Below are 21,692 nucleotides of genomic sequence, written 5' to 3'. Positions count from 1 at the left end.
CAGGAGACGGGAATGATCGAGGCCGAGTTGAAGGCTCGGGTGCGAGAGCCGGAGAAGGTCGAGGCCGGGTTGGAGGGACGGGCCGCAGGGCGGGTTGAGGTGTATCGGGACACCTACTACGACCTGCCTGACGGCTCCCTGATGGAGAGCGACCGCGAACTGCGGGTGCGGACCGTGAGTGGACCTGCTGGGGACAGGTCGGTCCTCACCTACAAGGAAGCACGGGTGGACGAGGCCTCCGGGGCGAAGCCCGAGTATGAGACGCGGGTTGAGGATCCGGACGCGGTACACGCGATGTTGCGTGGGATTGGCTACGCACCGGTCATCGAGTTCCAAAAGCACTGCCGGAACTATGAGTTCGAGGCAGCCGGAAGGCCGATACTGGCGACTCTCGTACGGGTGCCGGAGATCGACGGCACGTTTATCGAGGTGGAAACGCTGGTGGTGGCAGACGAGTTGCAGGCGGCACTGGATGCGGTACGCGACGTGCTGGCGCAGTTGGGGATCGGTCCGGAGGATCTGACAACCGAGCAGTACACGGACGCTGTCGCCGCGCGGCGCCGTTCGTGAGGGTCTCTTCCCGAGGGAGTACCACGTGACGCGGCGAGAAACCATCACCACGGAGCGCATGGCCGGGGCGCCCGTCGCACGGGCCGAGGACGCGTTCAGGCTGGTCTACGCGGAGGTGTTCGCGGAACCGCCGTATGGCGAGACCGCCGCTGACGTGGCGGCTTCCTTCCGGCGACTCCGGTCCCCAGACCCGTAAAACCACCTTCCGCGCTGAAGGCGGTGCTGGCCGCGTACCGGGTGTGGGGGTACCAGAAGATCGGTGAGGCGCACCCCTGGGAGGGAGCAGACCGCCATCACGTGATGCTGCTCAACCTGCGTTGAGCGGGCCGGGCGGCGTACCGCCCGGCCCTCGTGTTCCCGCGTGTTACGGCAGCGCGTGCACGTGTGCGCCGACCGCGCCTGCGAAGGAGTTGCCGTTCGCCGCGTCCCAGTTGGTGGACCAGGTCATCGCACCGCGCAACGTCGGCCAGGTCCTGGACGGCTTGAACGAACCGCAGTTGGCGCCCTGGGTCAGGCAGTCCAGGGCGTTGTTCACCACGGACGGCGGGACATAGCCGCTGCCCGCCGCGCTGCTGGAGGCCGGTACGCCGATGCCCACCTGTGACGGGTCGAGGCCGCCCTGCAGTTGGGTGCAGGCCAGTGCCGTGATGAAGTCGACGGAACCCTGGGCGTAGACGTTGCCGTCGCAGCCGTTCATCGAACCGGAGTTGTAGTACTGGGTGTTGACGACCGTCAGGATGTCCTTGATGTTCAGCGCGGTCGCGAAGTAGTCGCTTGAGGTCGACTGCATGTCGATGGTCTGCGGGGCCATGGTGATGACCAGGCCCGAGCCCGCCTTCGCCGACAGGGCGTGCAGCGCCTGGCTCATGTACGTGGCGTTGAGACCGTTCTCCAGGTCGATGTCCACGCCGTCGAAGCCGTAGTTCTGCATCAGCGTGGAGACGCTGTTGGCGAAGTTCGTCGCCGAGGTGCTGTCGGCCACCGAGATCGTGCCGTTCTGGCCGCCGACGGAGATGACGACCTTCTTACCGGCCGCCTGAGCCGCCTTGATGTCCGCCTTGAACTGTGCGTCGCCGTAGTTCAGACAGGAGTCTAGGGAGAAGTCCACCGCTCCGGGAGTGGACGTGGCGTTGGCGAAGGCCACGGCGATGATGTCGTACTGGCTGTTGACGTCGGAGAGCTTCTGGGCGGTGGCGCCGTTGCAGAAGTCCTGCCAGTAGCCGGTGACCGCGTGCTTGGGCAGCCCCGAACCGCTGCCCGGCGTGGGCGTGGGCGTCGGCGTGGGCGTCGGTGTCGGTGTGGGGGTCGGTGTCGGTGTGCCGCCGCTGCCCGCCGGGCCGGTCAGGGCCACGTCGTCCGCGTAGTAGGCGGGCTGCCCGTACCAGCCGTGCAGGTAGAGGGTGACCGAGGTGGTGTTCGCACCTGTGGTGAAGCTGGTGCTGAGCTGCTGGTACGAGGAGGCCGACGGGGTCCAGGTGGACGGGTCGGTACCGCCGGTGCCGGACGCGCCGAGGTAGACGTAGCTGCCCTGCACCCAGGCGCTCAGGGTGTAGGTGGAGTTCGGCTGCACGCTGACGATCTGCGAGCACTGGGCGTCGTCGGACGAGGTCGGGGTCGCCTGCAGCGCCGAACTGCCGCCGTGTACGGGGCTGTTGACCGTCATCCCGCTGTTGCCGGTGCAGGTCCAGCCGGACAGCCCGGACTCGAAGCCGGGGTTGGCGGCGAGGTTGGCGTCCGCCGCGTGGGCGGAGGACATGGTGACGCCCAGCCCGACTCCCGCGGCGGTCAGGGCTGCCGCGGTGAACAGGGGGACGGTGCGCCGCTGCCGAGGGCGATCCGGCGCGGTCTTATGGCGTGAGCCTGACATTTGGGCCTCCTGGGGGCGACGCCCGCGCGTCGGGAGGATGAAGTGGGGGTTGGTACGGACCAAAAGTGGTCCAGACCAGTGCGGGTGTCAAGAGGAACGGCATGAGTCCTCAGGGTTGTTGAGCGCTGCGTATGGGTAGCACAAGGCCCTGCTCATCCCGTAAATCCTGGATAGGCTGCGCAACGTTGAGAGGTGGGAACGCAGTGGCTGGGGGTCCGCGGGCCATGTCGACCGTCATCGGCGTCACCAGCGAGGACATGCTGCTGCCTGTCCTCGCCCAGCACGCCCCGTCGGCCATCGTGCTGCCCGCGCCCGCCCAGCAGCCGCTTGAGCAGGCGCTCACCGAGACCTGGGCCGCGCTTGAGGCGGTCGGGTACCTCGTGGTCGTGCTGCCCGCCTGGCTGCCCGCCGACCACCGGATACGGCTGCACTCGTTACGTTCGCTGCTGGAGAGCGACCGGATGGCGCTGGTCGAGGTCGATCTGCCGCCGCTGGCCATGGCGCTGCTGACCCACCAGTTGCGGCAGATAGCGCAGTACGACCTCGGGCCCGGTGTGATCGCTTCGGCGGCGCGGCTGCTGGCCCACTACCTCTACGCGGGCGCGGTGCTCGGCAGCGTCGCCCGACTGGACCGCATGCGGGTGGGGCTCACCTCGCATCTGAAGTCCTGGGTGCCGGGCGCCCGGTTCGCCGCACTCGCCACACCCGAGGCGCGGCTTGAGCAACTGACCGACGGCCTCCGGCTGCCCGGCCCCAACTACGCCACCCATCTGGCCTTCGGCTCGCCCGGCGGGCACCCGTTCGGCGACGAGTGGGTACGCGGACGGCTCGGCCAGGACTGGAACTGCCAGTACGTGTGCGAGGTGCCGCTGCCCGCGCAGTCCGCGCGCTGGTGGGGTACCGGCAGACTCGCGGAGTTCGCCGCGTACATCGCCGATGTCGGCGTGCTCTACCAACTGGTGTCCTCGGCGCACCGCGAGCCCTGCCACTGGTGCGGCCTCGAACTCGTCGGAGACCGCTGCGCGTTCTGCGAGGCGGGGCCCGCGCCCGGGGGAGACCAGGGCAACACCCGTACCGGTTAATGCTGTTTCTGCCGGGGGCCGGCTCCCGGAACCCTCAACCCAGATTGGTCCTGTCGATGAACTCACGTCAGCGGCGCGGCGTCATTCTGCTCGTGCTGTCCGCCCTGTGTGCCTTCGCGGCGTTCTTCGGGGTGCTGTCGCTCGTCAACGATGTGGATTCCAAGGTCGGGCCGGAGGTGTCGGCCTACGAGCTCAAGCAGGACGTGTCCGCGTACACGAGGCTCTCCGCCGACCAGTTCGACAAGGTGTCGATGCCGCAGCGCTGGCTGCCGCCGACCGCCGTCACCGATCTGGCGTCCATCGACGGCAAGGTCGCCGCCGCCGGGCTGGCCAAGGGGTCGCTGCTGCAGCGGGACATGGTCTCCGATCAGCCGCAACTCAAGTCCGGCGAACAGGAGATCGCCATCATGGTGGACGCCGCGACCGGGGTGGCGGGCGAGATCCACGCCGGGAACACGGTCAACATCTTCGCGACGTTTCCCGCGAACGGGCAGAACCAGCGCGCCGAATCCCGGATCATCGTCTCCGGGGCGCGGGTGCTGAAGATGGGCAGCCAGACCCCGATCAACCAGACCAGCGACCAGTCCGACGCCCGCCGTACCACCCAGGCGGTGCCGATCACCTTCGCCCTGAACACCGAGGACGCCCAGCGCGTCGCCTACGCCGAGGCCTTCGCCACCCACGTTCGCCTCGCCCTCGTCGCCCCCGGCAGTGACACCTCCATCCCGTCGGCCGACCGGACGTACACCCTTGAAGGCGACAAGTGACGGCATGAACATGCGTATTCTCTCCGCGATCGCCGACCCGGACACGGCCCGGGCCACCACCACGCTGCTCAGCCAACTGCCGGGCGCCGAGCCGGGAACGACGGTGCCCGACTCGACCGCGCTGCTGAACACCCTGGGCGCGCTGGCCGCCTCCGGCATCGACGAACTGCCCGAGGTGGTCCTGGTCCATGACCGGGTAGGCCCGCTTCCGGCCCTGGAACTGGTGCGGGAGGTCGCGCTGCGCTTCCCGGCCGTCGGCGTGGTGCTGCTGTGCGCCGACCACGGACCGGCGCTGTACTCGGCGGCGATGGACGCGGGCGCCCGCGGGCTGATCGGGTTGCCGCTGTCGTACGACGAGTTGGCGCCGCGTGTACAGACCGCGGCCACCTGGGCGGCCGGGGTACGCCGCCATCTGGGGGCGGGCGGTGAGACGTTCAGCGGGCCCGGCGGCACGGTGGTCACCGTCTCCGGTGCGAAGGGCGGCGTGGGCGCCACCATCACCGCGATCCAACTGGCGCTGGCGGCCCGGGCGTCGGGCAGATCGGTCGCGCTCGCCGACATGGACCTGCAGACCGGTGACATCGCCTCCTACCTCGATGTGCAGTTCCGCCGCTCGGTCGCCGACCTCGCCGAGATCAACGACATCTCGCCGCGGGTACTGGCGGACGCCATGTTCACCCACAGCAGCGGGGTCGCCCTGCTGCTCAGCCCCACCGACGGCGAGCAGGGCGAAGCGGTCACCGACCGTGCCGCCCGGCAGATCGTCACCGCGCTACGGGCCCGGTTCGATGTCGTGGTGATCGACTGCGGCAGCCAGATGAACGGCGCCAACGCGGTCGCCGTCGAAATGGCCGACACCGCGGTGCTGGTCACCACGCCCGATGTGGTCGCCGTACGGGCCGCCAAACGCATGGTGCGGCTGTGGGACCGCCTGCAGGTGCGCAAGGCGCAGGACACCTGCACGGTGGTGAACCGCCACTCCCGGCACACCGAGATCCAGCCCGCGCTGATCGAGCGGATCACCGGCACCAAGGCCGCCAAGTCCGCGGTGCCCGCCGCCTTCAAGGAGTTGCAGTCGGTGGTGGACAGCGGCCGGATGCACGAACTCGACGGCCGCAGCACCGTCAAGCAGGCACTCTGGTCACTCGCCGCCGAGCTCGGCATTGTGGGAGGCCCAGGCCGCAGCGGTGCGGCGGCGATCGAGCGCGGACCCCACCGGCTCGGCCGCCGCGCGGAACGCCGGGCCATCGGCCGGGGCACGGACAACGGAACGGCCACGGGCGGGAGTTCAACGTGAGCAGCCACGCACCCGGGTTGCCAAGGTGGGCCGCGGGCGGTCCGGGGGCCCACGGCGACCGGGGACAGATCAGCGTCGAAATGCTGGGCATCACCCCGCTGATCCTCGTTGTGCTGCTGCTCGTCTGGCAGTTCGTCCTGGTCGGCTACACGTACACGCTCGCCGGGAACGCCGCGGACGAGGCGGCCCGCGCGGCGGCCGTCGGAGCCGATCCGCAGGCGGCGGCGCGGGCGGACCTGCCGCAGGCCTGGACGGACGGCGCCGCGGCCTCGGTGTCCTCCGGCACGGGTGATGTGGTGACCGCGCGGGTGTCGCTGCGCGTGCCGATGCTGCTCCCCGGGTTCCTGGACGTCCCGTTCCTCACCGTCGACGGTGACGCGGGCGCGGCGCGGGAGCGGCCGCGATGAGGATGATCAGCGCAGGACGGATCGCTCACCGGGCACGCCCCTCGCGCTGGTGCCGGGGCGCTCGCCGCCCGCCCGGCCGTGGCGCGGGCCGCCGGGAACGTGGGTCCGCGTCCGTCGAGTTCCTCGGCTTCCTGCCGATCCTGCTGCTGGTCGCACTGGCGGGCGTGCAGTTGGGACTGGTCGCGTACGTGGGGACCCAGGCCGGGACGGCCGCCAGGGCCGCGGCCCGTACCAACGATCCGGGCGCGGGCACGGCGTCCGTGAGCGGCTGGCTGCGCGGCGCCACCAGGGTGGACGTCTCGGGCGGCGACGACGCGGTCCAGGCCACGGTGACCATCAAGATCCCGTCGGTGTTCCCCGGGGTCAGCCTCTTCGATCCGGTGACGCGCAGCGCCACCATGCCCCGGGACGGTGCGCCATGACCAGCTTGCGAGCCCGTATCGCCGCCCCGGAGGAGAACGGCGGGCGGCACCAGGAGACCCAGCTGATCGCCGTCTACCGCGCGAAGCTGCTGGAGGAGATCGACCTCGCCGAGATGTCGGCGCTGGCCATGGCCGAGCGGCGGGCCCGTCTCGAACGGGTCCTGGGGCACATCATCAGCCGCGAGGGACCAGTGCTGTCCACCCGCGAGCGGACCTTGCTGATCCGGCGGGTGGTGGATGAGGCGCTCGGCCTCGGAGTGCTGGAACCGCTGCTGGAGGACGCCTCCATCACGGAGATCATGGTCAACGGTCCCGACCATGTGTATGTGGAACGCGCCGGGCGGGTGGAGTTGGTGGCCGCCCGGTTCGCCAGCACCGAGCAGTTGATGCAGACCATCGAACGCATAGTCTCGACCGTCAACCGCCGGGTGGACGAGTCCAATCCGATGGTGGACGCGCGACTGCCGTCCGGTGAGCGGGTCAACGTCATCATTCCGCCGCTGTCGCTGACCGGCCCCACACTGACCATCCGGCGCTTCCCGCGCAGCTACACGCTCGGCGAACTGCTGGGGCTCGGCTCGCTGGACGAGCACATGATGCTGCTGCTGTCCGGGCTGATCAGGGCCAAGTTCAACGTCATCGTCTCCGGTGCCACCGGCTCCGGCAAGACGACGCTGCTCAACGCGCTGTCCGGGCTGATCCCGGACGGCGAGCGGATCATCACCGTGGAGGACGCCGCCGAACTCCAGCTGCAGCAGGAGCATGTGATCCGGCTGGAGAGCCGCCCGCCGAACGTCGAGGGCAAGGGGCACATCACCATCCGCGACCTGGTCCGCAACTCGCTGCGGATGCGGCCGGACCGCATCATCGTGGGCGAGGTGCGCGGCGGGGAGACCCTCGACATGCTGCAGGCGATGTCCACCGGCCACGACGGTTCGCTGGCCACCGTGCACGCCAACGCGGCGGAGGACGCGCTGATGCGGCTGCAGACGCTGGCGTCGATGAGCGCGGTGAAGATCCCGTTCGAGGCGCTGCGCGACCAGATCAACAGCGCGGTCGACGTGATCGTCCAACTCACCCGCAGTCCCGACGGCGCACGGCGGATCACCGAGATCGCCATGTTGTCGTCGCGGTCCCGCGAGTCCTACCAACTCGCCACCGTGGGCCGCTTCCACGCCCAGCCGATGGCCGCGGACCGGGTGGTCCGCGGCCACTTCGAGCATTTCCCGCTGCCCCGGCGGGCGGCGGACCGCCTGTACATGGCCGGCGAGCCGGTCCCTCCCGCGTTCGGCGTAGCCCCGACCGAGGACCACCTCACCCTCCGAAGGTTCGGAGGATGAGCGCGCCAGTTTGGGGGGCTCCGCCCCCAAACCCCCGGCGGGGGCTCGGGGGGCTGCGCCCCCGGAAAAAAGGCGGGGGCCTGGGGGCGCAGCCCCAGGAGAAAAAAGAGTCCGCTGCCTCAACCCACCACCAAGGGAGAGCCAAGCCGTGATGGAGCCCATCGGATGGCTCGCGCTGAGCGGCACGCTCAGCGCGTGCGTGGCCGGAGTATGGGGCGTACACGCATGGTCCGCCGGTCGCGCCCAGCGCCGCGCGGTGATCGAGCGGCTCTCGGCCACCGGGCCGGAACACCTCTCGCCCCGAGCCCGCTTCGCCGGGCTCGACTCGGCCGTGCGGCGCACCCGGCTGGGCAGGCGGCTGGAGCGGCGACTGGCCGCGACCGGACTGGCCGTCACCCCAGGCGAGTTCAGCCTGTACATGGCCATCGCGATCGCCGGACTGTGGCTGCTGGCAGACACAGTCCTCGCTCCGTTCTTCGGCCCGATCGCAGGCGCGATCGCCGCCTGGTCCGCGTACGCCTTCCTCGCCTGGCGGCGGCAGAAGCGCATCGAGCGGTTCATCGGCCAACTGCCGGAGCTTTCCCGGCTGCTGGCGAACGGATCGTCCGCGGGTCTCGCCCTGCGTACCGCGATCGGCATGGCGGCCGACGAACTGGACTCCCCGGCGGGCGAGGAGCTGACCCGGGTGGCCGACGCACTGGCCGTGGGGCACCCGCTGGAGGACGCGCTGAACGACCTCAAGGAGCGGCTGCCGTCACGGGAGTTGGCGGTACTGGTCACCACACTGGTGCTGTCCAGCCGGGCGGGCGGCACACTGGTGGAGTCGCTGCGCAACCTGACCGAGACGCTGGAGGAACGCAAGGAGACCCGGCGTGAGGTACGTACCACGCTCTCCCAGGTCACCATCACCTCCTACGCCGTACCGGGGATCGGCCTGGGCACGCTGCTGCTGATCAACCGGATGGCCCCCGGCTCCTTGGACACCATGACCGGGACCTTCCTGGGGCAGTCGGCGGTGATCGTGTCCGTCGCGCTGTACGGGGTCGGATTCCTGCTGATCCGGAGGATGGCGAAGATCGATGTCTAGGAACTCCCGCCGCCGCGCCCGGAGGGGCCTGTGATGGCGCTGCTGCTGGCCGCGCTGAGCGCGCTGTCCGTCGGGGGTGCCGCGTACGGCCTCGCGGTGTACCGCCGGGCGGCGAAGCTCCCCGACGACCTCGTCCTCGCACTGGAGGTCGGCGCGACCCGTACCACCGCGGTCGGTTCGGTGGTCGACCGGCTGGGCATGCGCCACGCACCGGCCGTGCTGCGGCTGATGGGGCCGCTGCGGGTGGCCCGGCTGCGCCGCAGGCTCGATCTGGCCGGCAACCCGGGCGGTCTGACCGTCGACCGCTATGCGGCCCGGCGCGCGGTCTACGGATTCCTGGGCTTCGGCGGCGGGTTGGTCCTGCTGCTGCGCGGCGAGTGGATCCTCACCCTGGTGCTGTTCGCCTTCGGCGTGTGGTGGACGGATGTCGGGATCCGGCTGGCGATCCGGCAGCGCAAGGACGAGATCGAGCGCACCCTTCCCGACTTCCTGGATGTCCTCGCGGTCGTGGTCAGCGCCGGTCTCGGCTTCCGCCAGGCACTGGAGCGGGTGGCCGACAACTACCAGGGACCCTGGGCCGACGAGATCCGGATCACCCTGCGCCAGATGGACATGGGCGTCAGCCGCCGACAGGCCTTCGACGAACTGCGCAGACGCAACGACTCGGAAGAGGTCGCCCAGTTCACCACTGCCCTGCAGCAGGGCGAGGAACTCGGCGCGCCCATCGCGGACACGTTGATCCAGATCGCCAAGGACATGCGGCGCACGGACGCGCAGAACGCCCGGCGCCGGGCAGCGCGCGCGGTGCCCAAGTCGACGATGGTGATCACCACGTTCATGGTCCCCGCGACGATGATCCTGCTGCTCGCCGTGTTGTTCCTGGGCAACAACGTGAGCCTGGGGCAGGTGCTGGGGAAATGACCATGCCGCGCGTCGCAGGGATACCCGCCGGGGCCTTCGCACGGCCGCCCGCCGCGCGGCCCGCCGGGCCCGCCCGGGCGGTCGTGCCGGTCAGGGCGGCAGACCCCGGCCGGACGCTCGGCCGGGCGGCCGACCCCGCGCTCGCCCTCCAGGTCTCCGCGCTGCAGGCGCTGTGCCGCCAGGTCTTCGGCTTCCGGCTGGCCATGCTGGCCGTGGCCTCGCCCATCGCGCTGCTCAAGGTGGCCCCCGGCCCGACCGCCTGGATCGCCGGATCCGCCGTGGTCATCACCTTCATGGGGGCGTACGTCCTGTTCCGCGACTGGGAGCGGTTCGGCCCGCTGCTGCTGCGCCATCCCGCGCTGCTCGCGGTGGACACCCTGTTCGCGGCGGTGCTGCTGACCGTCGGCACCCCGGAGAGCCCGCTGGCCTACGTCACCATCAGCACGCCGCTGCTCGCCGGTCTGGTGTACGGCTGGCGCGGCTCGGCGCTGTTCACCACCATCCAGATCCTGGTGGTGGCCGGGGCGGCCTCGGTCGACGTACGCGAGCACGGCACGGTCGCCAACTCCCTGCTGCTGTCCGGTTTCTGTGTGATCGCCGGTGTGGTGGGGGTGAGCCTGCGGCGGCTGATGCTCGGCTTCGGCGCCGCGACCAGGGCGCTCACCGAGACCCGCTACCGGCTGGCGGTCACCGAGACGGTGGTCGCCGAACGCGCCCGGCTGGCACGGGAGATGCACGACTCGGTGGCGAAGACACTGCGCGGCGTCACCATGGCCGCCGAGGCGCTGGCCGACCGCGCGGACCGGCTCGATCCGCAGGCGGTACGCGATCAGGCCGAGCTGATCGCCAGGGCCGCCCGCCGCGCGGCCGCCGAGTCCCGGGAGCTGCTGGGCGAACTGCGCCGCGCCCCGGACCCGGTGGGCACGGAGTGCGGCGGCACGCTCCTCGCCGCCGAACTGTCCGCCGGCGTGGACGCGTTCGCCTCGCGTACCGGACTGCCCACCGAACTACGGAAGTTGGACGGCGCCCCTTTGCCGTTGGTCCCGCGCCCGATCGCCCGTCAGCTCAACCGCATCGTGCTGGAGGCGCTGGAGAACGCCCATCGGCATGCGGATGCCAGCCGGGCCGAGGTCGCCGTCGGGATCGTCGACCGTCTGCTGCGGATCAGCGTGACCGACGACGGTCGCGGGCTGCCGCCCGGCACCACGCTGGAAGGCCTGTGCGACAAGGGGCACTTCGGCGTGGTGGGCATGGTGGAGCGCGCGGCCGGGATCGGGGCCCGGCTGCGCATCGGCAGGGGGCAGGCCCGCGGCGGTACCGAGGTCCGGCTGGAACTCCCGGTCGCGGCGCTGCTGCCGCGCTCGCCGAACGCATGCGAAGACCGACTTCACAAGGGGGCCTTATGAGCACCGCCGTTCCATCGCCGTTCCCCACGGCCGCCGTACGCCCGGTACGGGTGCTCGTCGTGGACGACAACCCCGTGGTGCGGGCCGGGCTGGCGGCGCTGCTCGCGACCCGGGACGGCATCGAGGTGGTGGCCCAGGCGGCGGACGGCCGCCAGGCCTGTGCGGCCGCGTCCGCGCACCGGCCGGACGTGGTGCTGCTCGACGTACGGATGCCGGACGTGGACGGCTTGTCGGTGCTTCCGCATCTGGTGCCGATCGCACCGGTGCTGATGCTGACGTACAGCCAGGAGAGCGAGATCGTCCAGGAGGCGATCCGCAGGGGCGCGGGGGGCTATCTGGTGCACGGTGAGTTCACCGTCGACCAACTGGTGGGCGCGGTACGGGACATCACCGAGGGGCGGGCCTGTCTCACGCCGACCGCGGCGACCGCGCTGCTGGCGCAGGCCCGGGCGTGCGCCCCGGCGCGATCTTTGCAATCGCAACAAGCCCCTTTGCAACTGCAATCGAGTGTGGGAGAGTCTGGGGGCACCGGGGTGGACCGGGCCCGGTACGGGCTCAGTCAACGGGAGGAAGAGGTCATGGAGTTGATCACTGGTGGCATGACCAACCACCAGATCGCCGCGACCTGCTTCATCAGCGAGAAGACGGTGAAGAACCACATCAACCGGATCTTCGCCAAACTGCACGCCGACAGCAGGAGCCAGGCCATCGCCGTATGGCTCGGGACCGTTCGGGGACCGGTGCGCCATGGCTGAGCCGAACGGTGCGCGGTCCGTTGGCTGGGCCCGGGACTGGGTCCCAGGGCCCTTGGGCGGTACGGGAGTTCCGCCGTACCGTGCGGGCGTCTCGCCCGTCCCTGGAAGGGGTCATAGTGCCGAAGAACATCGCGCTCAAGGCGGCCACGGCCACCCGGATCCGCGTCAGCGGCTGGAAGGACACCGTGATCGCCAGCGTCAGGGCCCGCTCGGACCGGGGCCAGACCTCGGTCGAGTACCTCGGGATCATCGGGGTGGTGGTGCTGATCGTCGCCGCGATCCTGGGCACCAACATCGGCCAGACCATCTACAACGCGATCACCTCGGAGATCGCCAAGGTCACCAAGTAGGGCCCCGGCCCGCGGCATCCGGTACGCACTCGGACCGCGGGCAGGCCCTGCCCGTCTACCTCACGGTGATCGGCGCCCTGCTCCTGCTCGCGTTCGCGTACTTCGCGGTCGGCCAGGCCGCGGCCACCAGGAACGGTGCGCAGACCGCCGCGGACTCCGCGGCGCTGGCCGCCGCCCAGGACACCCGTGCCCAACTGCGCGACGCGCTGCTGGACGCGTTCCGGTCCGGACGGCTGGACGACCTGGGCGCCCTGCTGGGCGGGCAGTTGCTCGATGCGCGGTACGACCCGTGCCAGAAGGCGGACGACTTCGCCGCCGCCAACAAGGCGCACACCACCGACTGCCACCCCGTGCGGACCGGCGACGGATATGACGGATACCGCGCCTCCGTCGAGACCGACTACACGGTCGGCACCTCGGTGGTCCCCGGTACGGAGAACAAGACGGCCCACGCCAGCGCGATCGCCGCCATCCAGCCGCTGTGCCGGTGGCAGGCCGCCCGGCCGTCCGCCTCGCCCACCCCGACGCCGACGCCCACCCTCACCCCCACCCCCACGCCGCCGCTTCCGCCGAGCCCGCTGCCGACGCCCGCCCCGAGCGGCACCCCGTCTCCCGGGACGCTTGAGTGCGACGGGCGGAACTGGGTCGTCGACCCGTCGAACCTCACCCTCTTCCCGTCCGCGGCGGAGCTGTTCTCCGTCCACCTCACCAGCTGACCCGAGCACGACCAACCGGACGACCGAAGGAACGGCATATGAGGACTGGGCACACGAAGCGCACCTGCGGTCGGGCCGCGGCAGCGGTGCTCGCCGCTTCGCTGGCCTTCGCCCTGGCGGGGTGCGGCAGCAGCGGCAGCGGGCAGGACAGGTCCAGGACCGCGTCGACCAACTCCTCAAGTTCCGTCGCCAGTACGGGAAGCGGCGGCAGCGCCGCGTCGCCGGACGGCAACCAGGTCCTCGCCACCATCAAGGGGCCGGACGGAATCGTCCTGACCATCAACTCGGCCAAACGGGACGGCGGTGGGTTCGTCACCGTCACCGGAACCGTGAAGAACACCGGCAGCGCGCCGTTCAGCCAGGCGGGCTCATGGCGCGGTGACGAAGAGGAACTGCAGAAGAACGGCGGATCCCTGGCCGGCGCCACCCTGGTCGACACCCTCGGCAAGAAGCGCTACTACGTGCTGCGCGACACCGAGGGCCGCTGCCTGTGCTCCACCGGTCTCGACATCATCCAGCCCGGCGCGACCATGCCGGTCTTCGCGCAGTTCCCGGCACCGCCCGCGACGACCACCCAGGTGGACTTCGACCTGCCGACCCTCCCCACCGCGTCCATCGTGATCTCGCAGTGAGGACGGCCGAGATGAAGCGCTATGTCACGGCGGCCGCCGTCGCCCTCCTCATCGGCGCCACCAGCGCTCTGGGGCCCTCGTCCGCCCACGCCGACACCGCGCCCGCCAGCCCCGGGCCGCTGCCGTCCGGGTCCTCGGCGCCGCCGGTCCATGTCGACCCGCACGCGCCCGGGTTGAAGCTGATGCCGGGCGCGACGCTCGCCACGCCCAAGGTGCTGGACATCAAGACCGTCGTCGAGGACTCCAACGGGGCGGAACGCCGCTCCGACACGCCCGCCGACGTGACGTTCTCCCTCCAGTCCGAGGTCCTGTTCGACAAGGACAGCGCCACGCTCAGCCCGGACGCCCAGTCCCGCGTCAAGGCCATCGCGGACGAGATCAACCGGCAGAACGCCAAGTCGGTGCAGGTCTTCGGCTTCACCGACAACCTCGGTTCGCATGACCACGGCGTCGAACTGTCCAAGCAGCGCGCCGAAGCCGTGTACACCCTGCTGGCGCAGGACCTGACAGCCGACGGCGGCATCCAGTTCGATGTCCGCGGCTACGCGGAGGACTTCCCGATCGCCGACAACTCCACCGAGGACGGCCGCCGGAAGAACCGTCGGGTCCAGATCACCTTCCCCAAGGCGCGGAGCTGACCGTCAGGGCCCGTCGGCGCTGATCTCCAGCACCACGCCCGGCCGTACACCCCACCCCGCCAGCGCTCCGGCCGCCGCTTCGAGCACATGCCGGGAGCGCGGCCGGGGCAGGCCGAGCCGCCCCGGCGGCATGGTGCGCACCGCGAGCACGCGCAACCTCCGGTCGAGATAGGCGACGTCGATCGGGAAGCCCATCCGGATGGTGTGCACCCCGCTCGCGGGGGTGAGCAGCAGTGCCCCGTCGATGCCGTCCCGGCCGAGCAGGCCGCGGGTGCGCGCACGGTACGAGGCCGCGATCTCCAACCGGACCGGAGCACTCCTCGCACCGACCACCCACAGGGTCCCGGGCCCATCACGCCAACGCCGTCCCATCGCGATCCTCCCCGCGTCAACCGCCGTCCTTTCCGTCATCCCCCTCGTTCAACCCCCTTCCCACCCCGTCAGAACCAGCCATCCCCCTAATCCGGTGTCGGAGAGCCGCCAACCGGACCGGAGCGCGCTACAGTGAAAGTCCCCCCCTCGGGCCGATCCGCATCCCACCCCGCGGATCGGCCCGTTTCTGTCTGTGGTCCGGGCTGTCCGGGCTGTCCGGGTTCGGTGGGCCGTCCGGGCGCTGTGGCGCCTTCCGCTGCCGTCCGTCACACACATCGAATGCATGTGCCTTTGTGGCGACCGTCACACGCCAAAGGCTGCCGCGCATCGCCTAGGTGTTGTCTCCCGTCGCCATCGACTTCACTTGCGCGTTGCGATTCGGAAACGGCGGTACGGGAGTGTGGATCACCGCGGGTCGCCGCTGCCGCCTTCGGTCTGCGGCGGGGATTTCGGTCGCGAGCAGCGGAAACGTTGGCGCATCGATCGGGGCGGAATCAGCCGCCGCGATCGTATTCCTGCTGTTGCGGCGCTCGTCCGCCCACTGGTTCGCGTGCCCCCGCGGGTAACGTAAGGGCCGTAAAGGTGGAGATCGCGCGAATCGTCGTACCGCGCCCCGGATGCCTGTGTGAGGGTGAGTGTGAACAGCTCGGTCGGCACAACCAAGCGGTGGGGCAGAGCCCTCGGAGCCGTTGGTGCCGTGCTGCTGCTCGGGTCGGCAGGGGTTGGCTGCGGAGTGGGCGGTGGGGCGCCGGACGGCTGGACGTATGTGAACGCGCACGGCATCGCCTTCGCCGTCCCCAAGGACTGGAAGACGGTGCCCGCCGCCGGACTGTCGAACGGCATGCTCGCCGGAGCGGTGTGGAAGCAGCACGGGGACCAGGTCGGTGAGGTCCAGGTGCTGTCCGGCACCAAGCAGGAGCGGCCCAAGGGCGTGAAGGTCAAGAACAGCGCCGACTTCAAGCTCGGCGGCAAGCCGGCCGCCCAGGTCAGCTACGTCTACCGGCCGTCCCTGGACGGCCCCAGACTGCGGGTCCTGGACATCACCGCGCGCACCGCCCAGGGCAAGCCGGTGCAGGTCAGGATCAGCGGGACGACCTCCGACCTCACGCTGGACACGATGGACCGGATCGCCAACAGCATCCAGGTCGGCACCATCGGCAAGGGCAACATCCTCAAGGGCTGACCGGATCCCGGTAGCGTCTGCCGGGTGCATGCGCTTCTCGTCGTCGCCGCCCTGTGGGGGCTCGTGACCGGTTTGGCGGTACCGCGTGCCGCGTACCGGCTCGCCGTTGAACCGGGCGAGCAGTGGCGGCCGGGCGAGCGGCCGGGCTGGCGTGGCTGGATCGGGCCGGGCCCCGGGCCGGTCTCGGCGGTGCGCGGCGGCTGGCCTCCGGTACTGACCGCCGCGATATGCGCGGCGCTCGCCCAACGGGTGGGCGCCCGGCCGGAGTTGGCGGTCTGGCTGCTGCTGGTGCCGCCGGCCGTACTGCTGGCCCGGGTCGACCTGGCGGTACGGCGGCTGCCGGACGTGCTGACGATCCCCGCCGCCGCCGGAACGGCCCTGCTGCTGGGCGCGGCCGCACTGCTCCCCGCGCACACCGGGTCGTGGCCGCGCGCGCTGCTCGGCGGCCTGGCGCTGGGCGCGGGCTACCTCGTACTGCTGCTGGCCAACCCCTCCGGGATGGGCCTAGGCGATGTGAAGCTGGCCCCGACGCTGGGGCTGGCGCTCGGCTGGTACGGGTGGCCGGTGCTGCTCGCCGGGACCTTCCTGGGCTTCGCGCTCGGCGGCGTGACCGGGCTCACACTCCTCGCGGCCCGGCGCGCCGACCGGCGGACCGCGATTCCGTTCGGTCCGTTCATGCTGGTCGGCGCGCTGGCCGGGGTGCTGCTCGGCGCTCGGTGACGCCGGGCGCGCTACGCCTCGCTGCTGCGCGCCCAGATGTTCACGCCACCGGTGTCCTTGGCGAACGAGTCGATCTCGGCGAGTTCGTCGTCCGTCAGCGGCGGTGCGCCCACCGCCGCCACGTTGGCCTCCAACTGCGCCACGCTGGACGCGCCGATCAGCGCCGAGGTCACCCGCTTGTCGCGCAGCACCCAGTTCAGGGCGAGCTGCGCCAGTGACTGCCCGCGTCGCCGGGCGATCTCGTTCAGACCGCGCAGCCGCGCCAGCACGTCGTCGCTCAGCAGCTTCGGGTCAAGCGACGTGCCCTGGCTGGCCCGCGAGCCCTCCGGGATCCCGTGCAGATAGCGGTCGGTGAGCAGGCCCTGCGCCAGCGGGGCGAAGGCGATGCAGCCCATGCCCTCCGCCTCCAGGGCGTCCAGCAGCCCGTCGTCCTCGATCCAGCGGTTGATCATCGAGTACGAGGGCTGGTGGATCAGCGCGGGCACGCCCATCTCGCGCAGCAGCAGCGCCGCGTCCACCGTGCGCGCCGCGCTGTACGAGGAGACGCCGACGTACAGCGCCTTGCCCTGGTGGACCGCGGACGCCAGCGCGCCCATGGTCTCCTCAAGCGGGGTCTCCGGGTCGAACCGGTGGGAGTAGAAGATGTCGACGTAGTCCAGGCCCATCCGCTTCAGCGACTGGTCGAGACTGGCCGTCAGGTACTTGCGCGAACCCCATTCGCCGTACGGGCCCGGCCACATGTCGTATCCGGCCTTGGTGGAGATGACCAGCTCGTCGCGGTACGGGCGGAAGTCCTGGGCCAGCAGCGTGCCGAAGTTGGACTCGGCGGCGCCGTACGGCGGGCCGTAGTTGTTGGCGAGGTCGAAGTGGGTGACACCCAGGTCGAACGCCCGGCGCAGGATCGCGCGCTGCGTGTCCAGGGTGCGGTCGTCGCCGAAGTTGTGCCACAGGCCGAGGGAGATGGCGGGCAGCTTCAGCCCGCTGCGGCCGGTACGGCGGTACTCCATGGACGCATAGCGCTCGTCGGCGGCGCGGTAGGGGGAGCGTACGTTCATGGGCTCTGCTCTATCACGGCAGCGTGACCTGGTGTCGTACAGCGTGCCCACCGCCGGATGGCGGGTGCCGGACGCCCCGGGTGGCCGTACCCACCGCGCGCACCCGGGTCGTAGTCGCACGGCTGCTCGCAGTATGGTGGCGAGACGGGGCGTCGTCAGGAGTTCGAGGGTTCGAGGGGCTGTAACAGCATGAGACTGCGCGACCTGGTCTACGGACTCTATGCGCGCCGGGTCGAGTCCCACCTGGACCAGAAGCAGGTGCCCAAGCACATCGGCGTCATCCTCGACGGCAACAGGCGCTGGGCGAAGGCCGCGGGCGGCACCACGGAGGAGGGCCACCGGGCGGGCGCCGACAAGATCGCCGAGCTGCTGGGCTGGTGCGAGGAGACGGGTGTCAAGGTCGTCACCCTGTGGCTGCTGTCCACGGACAACCTGAACCGCCCGGCCGAGGAACTGAACCTGCTGCTCGGCATCATCGAGGGCGCGGTGACCGACCTCGCCGCGACCGGCCGCTGGCGGGTCCACCACGTCGGGCAGCTCGATCTGCTGCCCGGCCGGATGCAGGGTGTCCTGAAGGAGGCCGAGCAGGCCACCGACGGTGTCGACGGCCTGCTGGTCAATGTCGCGGTCGGATACGGCGGCCGCCAGGAGATCGCCGACGCCGTACGGTCGCTGCTGCTGGAACACGCGGGGCGCGGTACGTCTATCGAGGACCTCGCGGAGATCCTCGACGTGGAGCACATCGCCGAGCACCTCTACACCCGGGGGCAGCCGGACCCCGACCTGATCCTGCGCACCTCCGGCGAGCAGCGCCTGTCCGGCTTCATGCTCTGGCAGAGCGCCCACTCGGAGTACTACTTCTGCGAGGTCTTCTGGCCGGCGTTCCGGAAGGTGGACTTCCTGCGCGCCATGCGTGATTACGCGGCGCGGCACCGCCGGTACGGCAACTGACCGCGGCGGGGTGGTCCGTGGGGCAAGCCCGCACGCACGACGGCGGCTCGCCCCCGAAAGAGCGAAGCGGCCGGCGGCTCTCGGGTAGCCCGGACGCCGGGGGTTCGGGTGGTCGCCGCCGGAAGTACAGCCTGCCGTCGCCTTCGTGACCCGGGGGTTTGGGAGTTTGCCGCCAAAAGAGGAGCTGGACGGGGCCGGGTCCCCAGCAAACCCCTAGCGGGATGCGTAGTCGCATAGGCAACCACCTGACAGGGAATACCCCCTTCAGGTCGACGCCCGAGCCACGGGTGTCGGAAGAAGCGGGTGGCAGGGTGCCGCCCGCCCGGGAGGCCCCTTGCTCACGGACGTGCTGTCAGCTGACGGCAATGGCCGCGTCATGACGGAGGGTCGTGGTCCGGCCCCCGTGGCCGGTCCCGGTCCAGTACCGCGCGACGCTCGCGATGCATGCGGCGGCGTCGCACCCGACCCTTCCCGAGGGGGTTCGTCCACCCGTGGTGACCAGCAAGAACCGCCGAGAGCACGACCGGCGCACCTACGTCCTTGACACCAGCGTGCTGCTGGCTGACCCCAACGCCCTCACCCGTTTCGACGAGCACGAAGTGGTGCTCCCGGTCGTCGTGGTGACCGAGTTGGAGGCCAAGCGCCACCACCCTGAGCTCGGCTACTTCGCCCGCCAGGCGCTGCGGCTGCTCGATGAGTACCGGATCCGGCACGGGCGGCTGGACGCCCCTATTCCGATCGGCGACCTCGGCGGAACGCTGAGGGTCGAGCTGAACCACTCGGACCCCGGCATACTGCCGCCCGGCATGCTCCCCCAGTCGGCGGGCGGCCGGTTCGGCGACAACGACTCGCGCATCCTGGCCGTTGCCCGCAACCTCCAGGCCGAGGGGTACGACGTCACCGTTGTCTCCAAGGATCTCCCGCTGCGGGTGAAGGCGTCGTCGGTGGGCCTGCTGGCCGAGGAGTACCGGGCAGAACTGGCCATCACCTCCGGCTGGACCGGAATGGCGGATCTCCAGGTGGCCGCCGACGACATCGACGCGTTGTTCGCCGACGAGCCGATCGCCGTTCCGCTGGCGAGCGAACTGCCGGTGCACACCGGGCTGGTGCTCCAGTCGGAACGGGGCAAGGCGCTCGGCCGGGTCACCGCGGACGGCCGGGTCCGGCTGGTGCGCGGCGACCGCGAGGCGTTCGGCCTGCACGGCCGCAGCGCCGAGCAGCGGATCGCGCTGGATCTGCTGCTCGACCCGGATGTCGGAATCGTCTCGCTGGGCGGCCGGGCGGGCACCGGTAAGTCGGCGCTCGCGCTGTGCGCGGGACTTGAGGCGGTGCTGGAGCGGCGGCAACACCGCAAGGTGATGGTCTTCCGGCCGCTGTACGCGGTCGGCGGCCAGGAGCTCGGCTATCTGCCCGGCACCGAGTCGGAGAAGATGAGCCCTTGGGCGCAGGCGGTCTTCGACACGCTGGGCGCCGTCACCTCGGCGGATGTGATCGAGGAGGTCGTGGAGCGCGGCATGCTGGAGGTGCTGCCGCTCACCCACATCCGGGGCCGCTCACTGCATGACGCCTTTGTCATCGTGGACGAGGCCCAATCACTCGAACGCAATGTCCTGTTGACTGTTCTGTCCCGTATTGGCGCTGGCTCGCGGGTCGTTCTCACCCACGATGTCGCGCAGCGTGACAACCTACGGGTCGGGCGGTACGACGGTGTGGTCGCGGTCGTGGAGAAATTGAAGGGGCATCCGCTGTTCGCCCATGTCACGCTGAATCGTTCCGAGCGTTCGCCCATCGCGGCGTTGGTGACGGAGATGCTGGAGGACATCCACATCTGACCCATCTGGTGGCCCCCGTTCCGGTGAGTCCAGCTTTGGGCAAATCACCCGGAGGTCAGGCGAATTGAGGCTTCTACGGCTGCTGTGCCCCGAGAAGGGCGCAGCAGCCTAGTCGTGTCCGGGCGCGACGCGCCGAGATTTCCGAGAAACAGCAGGTCCAAACATGGTGTGACGTTTGCCACGCAACAGAGAATTGCCTTGATGCGTCGCCGTCGGGCAGGGTGTGGGGCTGTCAGGCCCCGCTTACGGCACTCCTACACCCCCGGTGGTGTGGAACCACAGAACTGAACAGCGTTGCGCCGTAAGCCGCCCAGCACCACGCGGACCCCAAGTACCGGGGATCGCACCGGGCCAGTGCCTCCCGTGACCAGACGGGCCGAAAGGTCCGAACCAAGGGGAGGCCAGCGTCAGGGGCACGATTGCGTCCGCGCGGTCACCACGCGGGCGATGCTGGAAGGAAACCGAGTGAGCCGGATCTCCGTCCGGGGAATCGCCGTAGCGTCAGCCACCGCGGTCACCACCGTCGGTGCCGTCGTCGGCGTCGCCTCAGGCAGCGAACCGACCTCCGCCGCCATGCAGCCCGTCGCCGACACCACGGCGCTGGACAACATCGACGCGGGTCAGCAGGCCACCGTCCAGGCCGCCTCGCTGACCGAGCAGGCCCAGACGCAGCAGGCCGCGGCAGACGCCGCCGCCAAGCAGCAGGCGGCCGAGAACGCGCGCAAGCAGGCCGCCGCCGACGCCGCCAAGAAGAAGGCGGACGCCGAGGCGGCAGCCAAGGCCAAGCAGCAGCACGACGCGCAGCAGGCCGCCAGCCGCGACCAGCAGCGCCAGTCGCTGTCGGCGCTGAGCAGCGGTGACTACTCCGTCTCGGGCGTCCAGGCGATGGCTCAGGCGATCATCGGTGACTCCTCGCAGTTCCAGTGCTTCTCGCACATCGTGAACAACGAGAGCAGCTGGAACTACCAGGCCACCAACGCCTCCTCGGGCGCCTACGGTCTGGTGCAGGCGCTGCCCGGCTCGAAGATGGCCTCGGCCGGTGCCGACTGGCAGACCAATCCGGCCACCCAGATCAAGTGGGGCCTCAGCTACATGAACGAGCGCTACGGCAGCCCGTGCGGCGCCTGGCAGTTCTGGCAGGCCAACAGCTGGTACTAGACCGACTCCCGGTCTCCTCACAAGCCCCCGCCCGGTTCCTTCCGTTCTAGTGGTCGTCGCAACACCCCAGCTCAGGGGATGCGATGGACTTCAAGATCCGGGAGAGCCGGAAGGAACAAGGGCGGAAGAAGTTGCACGCTGAGCGGGAGGAATACTTCCGGCTC

The 21,692-nt window shown here is 70.4% G+C and carries 24 protein-coding genes; 21 read left to right on the top strand and 3 right to left on the bottom strand.

Annotation, left to right across the window (positions count from 1 at the left end):
* Positions 1 to 12 precede the first annotated feature (12 nt).
* On the top strand, positions 13 to 570 hold the full coding sequence (gene cyaB, locus P2L57_RS38325; RefSeq protein WP_275822911.1) for a class IV adenylate cyclase: 558 nt from the start codon (positions 13 to 15) through the stop codon (positions 568 to 570).
* 25 nt (positions 571 to 595) lie between these two features.
* Positions 596 to 766, top strand: a complete 171-nt coding sequence (locus P2L57_RS38320; RefSeq protein ID WP_275822909.1) for a hypothetical protein — start codon at positions 596 to 598, stop codon at positions 764 to 766.
* A gap of 168 nt (positions 767 to 934) precedes the next feature.
* Here P2L57_RS38320 and P2L57_RS38315 read toward each other — a convergent pair whose 3' ends face one another.
* Positions 935 to 2,437, bottom strand: coding sequence for a chitinase (locus P2L57_RS38315; protein ID WP_275822907.1), 1,503 nt, complete (start codon positions 2,435 to 2,437; stop codon positions 935 to 937).
* 224 nt (positions 2,438 to 2,661) lie between these two features.
* On the opposite strand from P2L57_RS38315, the gene P2L57_RS38310 reads away from it, so the two are divergent.
* The 14 genes from P2L57_RS38310 to P2L57_RS38245 all read left to right on the top strand — a co-directional run bounded on the left by P2L57_RS38310 (position 2,662) and on the right by P2L57_RS38245 (position 14,257).
* The gene (locus P2L57_RS38310) at positions 2,662 to 3,519 is read left to right on the top strand and encodes a hypothetical protein (protein ID WP_275822905.1); all 858 of its coding nucleotides are present in this window, start codon (positions 2,662 to 2,664) and stop codon (positions 3,517 to 3,519) included.
* 56 nt (positions 3,520 to 3,575) lie between these two features.
* Positions 3,576 to 4,286: a Flp pilus assembly protein CpaB gene (gene cpaB / locus P2L57_RS38305; RefSeq protein WP_275822902.1), complete on the top strand. Its 711-nt coding sequence runs from the start codon at positions 3,576 to 3,578 to the stop codon at positions 4,284 to 4,286.
* 4 nt (positions 4,287 to 4,290) lie between these two features.
* Positions 4,291 to 5,583, top strand: a complete 1,293-nt coding sequence (locus P2L57_RS38300) for a CpaE/TadZ family protein (RefSeq protein WP_275822900.1) — start codon at positions 4,291 to 4,293, stop codon at positions 5,581 to 5,583.
* Positions 5,580 to 5,990 (top strand): TadE/TadG family type IV pilus assembly protein, encoded by a 411-nt coding sequence (locus P2L57_RS38295; protein WP_275822898.1) that lies wholly within the window; start codon positions 5,580 to 5,582, stop codon positions 5,988 to 5,990. The genes P2L57_RS38300 and P2L57_RS38295 overlap by 4 nt, the downstream gene beginning before the upstream one ends.
* The gene (locus P2L57_RS38290; protein WP_275822896.1) at positions 5,987 to 6,412 is read left to right on the top strand and encodes a TadE/TadG family type IV pilus assembly protein; all 426 of its coding nucleotides are present in this window, start codon (positions 5,987 to 5,989) and stop codon (positions 6,410 to 6,412) included. Before P2L57_RS38295 ends, P2L57_RS38290 begins: the two co-directional genes overlap by 4 nt.
* Complete coding sequence (locus P2L57_RS38285) at positions 6,409 to 7,752, top strand: TadA family conjugal transfer-associated ATPase (protein WP_275822894.1); 1,344 nt, start codon at positions 6,409 to 6,411, stop codon at positions 7,750 to 7,752. Before P2L57_RS38290 ends, P2L57_RS38285 begins: the two co-directional genes overlap by 4 nt.
* A gap of 151 nt (positions 7,753 to 7,903) precedes the next feature.
* A complete protein-coding gene (locus P2L57_RS38280; protein ID WP_275822938.1) occupies positions 7,904 to 8,839 on the top strand; it encodes a type II secretion system F family protein in 936 nt (311 codons plus the stop codon).
* Between the two features lie 33 nt (positions 8,840 to 8,872).
* Positions 8,873 to 9,760, top strand: a complete 888-nt coding sequence (locus P2L57_RS38275) for a DUF5936 domain-containing protein (protein ID WP_275822891.1) — start codon at positions 8,873 to 8,875, stop codon at positions 9,758 to 9,760.
* Between the two features lie 2 nt (positions 9,761 to 9,762).
* Complete coding sequence (locus tag P2L57_RS38270; protein ID WP_275822889.1) at positions 9,763 to 11,166, top strand: sensor histidine kinase; 1,404 nt, start codon at positions 9,763 to 9,765, stop codon at positions 11,164 to 11,166.
* Positions 11,133 to 11,921 (top strand): response regulator, encoded by a 789-nt coding sequence (locus P2L57_RS38265; protein WP_372516084.1) that lies wholly within the window; start codon positions 11,133 to 11,135, stop codon positions 11,919 to 11,921. The genes P2L57_RS38270 and P2L57_RS38265 overlap by 34 nt, the downstream gene beginning before the upstream one ends.
* A 116-nt stretch (positions 11,922 to 12,037) precedes the next feature.
* Complete coding sequence (locus P2L57_RS38260; RefSeq protein WP_275822936.1) at positions 12,038 to 12,271, top strand: hypothetical protein; 234 nt, start codon at positions 12,038 to 12,040, stop codon at positions 12,269 to 12,271.
* A gap of 47 nt (positions 12,272 to 12,318) precedes the next feature.
* Positions 12,319 to 12,987: a pilus assembly protein TadG-related protein gene (locus P2L57_RS38255; RefSeq protein ID WP_275822933.1), complete on the top strand. Its 669-nt coding sequence runs from the start codon at positions 12,319 to 12,321 to the stop codon at positions 12,985 to 12,987.
* 38 nt (positions 12,988 to 13,025) lie between these two features.
* The gene (locus P2L57_RS38250) at positions 13,026 to 13,619 is read left to right on the top strand and encodes a hypothetical protein (RefSeq protein WP_275822884.1); all 594 of its coding nucleotides are present in this window, start codon (positions 13,026 to 13,028) and stop codon (positions 13,617 to 13,619) included.
* Between the two features lie 11 nt (positions 13,620 to 13,630).
* Positions 13,631 to 14,257 (top strand): OmpA family protein, encoded by a 627-nt coding sequence (locus P2L57_RS38245; protein ID WP_275822881.1) that lies wholly within the window; start codon positions 13,631 to 13,633, stop codon positions 14,255 to 14,257.
* Positions 14,258 to 14,260: 3 nt separating this feature from the next.
* On the opposite strand, the gene P2L57_RS38240 is transcribed toward P2L57_RS38245, so the two are convergent.
* Positions 14,261 to 14,629: a DUF192 domain-containing protein gene (locus tag P2L57_RS38240; RefSeq protein WP_275822879.1), complete on the bottom strand. Its 369-nt coding sequence runs from the start codon at positions 14,627 to 14,629 to the stop codon at positions 14,261 to 14,263.
* A 637-nt stretch (positions 14,630 to 15,266) separates the two neighbouring features.
* On the opposite strand from P2L57_RS38240, the gene P2L57_RS38235 reads away from it, so the two are divergent.
* Together P2L57_RS38235 and P2L57_RS38230 are read left to right on the top strand one after the other, a co-directional pair.
* Positions 15,267 to 15,812, top strand: coding sequence for a hypothetical protein (locus P2L57_RS38235; protein ID WP_275822877.1), 546 nt, complete (start codon positions 15,267 to 15,269; stop codon positions 15,810 to 15,812).
* A gap of 24 nt (positions 15,813 to 15,836) precedes the next feature.
* Complete coding sequence (locus tag P2L57_RS38230) at positions 15,837 to 16,532, top strand: prepilin peptidase (protein ID WP_275822875.1); 696 nt, start codon at positions 15,837 to 15,839, stop codon at positions 16,530 to 16,532.
* An 11-nt stretch (positions 16,533 to 16,543) separates the two neighbouring features.
* Here P2L57_RS38230 and mgrA read toward each other — a convergent pair whose 3' ends face one another.
* Positions 16,544 to 17,587, bottom strand: coding sequence for an L-glyceraldehyde 3-phosphate reductase (gene mgrA, locus P2L57_RS38225; RefSeq protein WP_275822873.1), 1,044 nt, complete (start codon positions 17,585 to 17,587; stop codon positions 16,544 to 16,546).
* Positions 17,588 to 17,776: 189 nt separating this feature from the next.
* On the opposite strand from mgrA, the gene P2L57_RS38220 reads away from it, so the two are divergent.
* The 3 genes from P2L57_RS38220 to P2L57_RS38210 all read left to right on the top strand — a co-directional run bounded on the left by P2L57_RS38220 (position 17,777) and on the right by P2L57_RS38210 (position 21,528).
* On the top strand, positions 17,777 to 18,538 hold the full coding sequence (locus P2L57_RS38220; protein WP_275822871.1) for an isoprenyl transferase: 762 nt from the start codon (positions 17,777 to 17,779) through the stop codon (positions 18,536 to 18,538).
* 491 nt (positions 18,539 to 19,029) lie between these two features.
* A complete protein-coding gene (gene phoH2, locus P2L57_RS38215; protein WP_275822869.1) occupies positions 19,030 to 20,370 on the top strand; it encodes an RNA 5'-3' helicase PhoH2 in 1,341 nt (446 codons plus the stop codon).
* Positions 20,371 to 20,835: 465 nt separating this feature from the next.
* Complete coding sequence (locus tag P2L57_RS38210; RefSeq protein WP_486387821.1) at positions 20,836 to 21,528, top strand: aggregation-promoting factor C-terminal-like domain-containing protein; 693 nt, start codon at positions 20,836 to 20,838, stop codon at positions 21,526 to 21,528.
* Positions 21,529 to 21,692 lie beyond the last annotated feature (164 nt).

The organism is Streptantibioticus ferralitis (assembly GCF_029223525.1).
Lineage (GTDB): Bacteria > Actinomycetota > Actinomycetes > Streptomycetales > Streptomycetaceae > Streptantibioticus_A > Streptantibioticus_A ferralitis.
This window is presented reverse-complemented; position numbering and strand designations above follow the sequence as displayed.

What these genes read in the sequence shown, in the direction of transcription:
- P2L57_RS38300 (WP_275822900.1), top strand. Translation starts at nt 4,291, where the DNA reads ATGAACATGCGTATTCTCTCCGCGATCGCCGACCCGGACACGGCCCGG.
- P2L57_RS38315 (WP_275822907.1), bottom strand. Translation starts at nt 2,437, where the DNA reads ATGTCAGGCTCACGCCATAAGACCGCGCCGGATCGCCCTCGGCAGCGG.
- P2L57_RS38280 (WP_275822938.1), top strand. Translation starts at nt 7,904, where the DNA reads ATGGAGCCCATCGGATGGCTCGCGCTGAGCGGCACGCTCAGCGCGTGC.
- P2L57_RS38220 (WP_275822871.1), top strand. Translation starts at nt 17,777, where the DNA reads ATGAGACTGCGCGACCTGGTCTACGGACTCTATGCGCGCCGGGTCGAG.
- P2L57_RS38310 (WP_275822905.1), top strand. Translation starts at nt 2,662, where the DNA reads ATGTCGACCGTCATCGGCGTCACCAGCGAGGACATGCTGCTGCCTGTC.
- cyaB (WP_275822911.1), top strand. Translation starts at nt 13, where the DNA reads ATGATCGAGGCCGAGTTGAAGGCTCGGGTGCGAGAGCCGGAGAAGGTC.
- P2L57_RS38250 (WP_275822884.1), top strand. Translation starts at nt 13,026, where the DNA reads ATGAGGACTGGGCACACGAAGCGCACCTGCGGTCGGGCCGCGGCAGCG.
- P2L57_RS38275 (WP_275822891.1), top strand. Translation starts at nt 8,873, where the DNA reads ATGGCGCTGCTGCTGGCCGCGCTGAGCGCGCTGTCCGTCGGGGGTGCC.
- P2L57_RS38245 (WP_275822881.1), top strand. Translation starts at nt 13,631, where the DNA reads ATGAAGCGCTATGTCACGGCGGCCGCCGTCGCCCTCCTCATCGGCGCC.
- mgrA (WP_275822873.1), bottom strand. Translation starts at nt 17,587, where the DNA reads ATGAACGTACGCTCCCCCTACCGCGCCGCCGACGAGCGCTATGCGTCC.
- P2L57_RS38240 (WP_275822879.1), bottom strand. Translation starts at nt 14,629, where the DNA reads ATGGGACGGCGTTGGCGTGATGGGCCCGGGACCCTGTGGGTGGTCGGT.
- P2L57_RS38285 (WP_275822894.1), top strand. Translation starts at nt 6,409, where the DNA reads ATGACCAGCTTGCGAGCCCGTATCGCCGCCCCGGAGGAGAACGGCGGG.
- P2L57_RS38265 (WP_372516084.1), top strand. Translation starts at nt 11,133, where the DNA reads ATGCGAAGACCGACTTCACAAGGGGGCCTTATGAGCACCGCCGTTCCA.
- cpaB (WP_275822902.1), top strand. Translation starts at nt 3,576, where the DNA reads ATGAACTCACGTCAGCGGCGCGGCGTCATTCTGCTCGTGCTGTCCGCC.
- P2L57_RS38270 (WP_275822889.1), top strand. Translation starts at nt 9,763, where the DNA reads ATGCCGCGCGTCGCAGGGATACCCGCCGGGGCCTTCGCACGGCCGCCC.
- P2L57_RS38290 (WP_275822896.1), top strand. Translation starts at nt 5,987, where the DNA reads ATGAGGATGATCAGCGCAGGACGGATCGCTCACCGGGCACGCCCCTCG.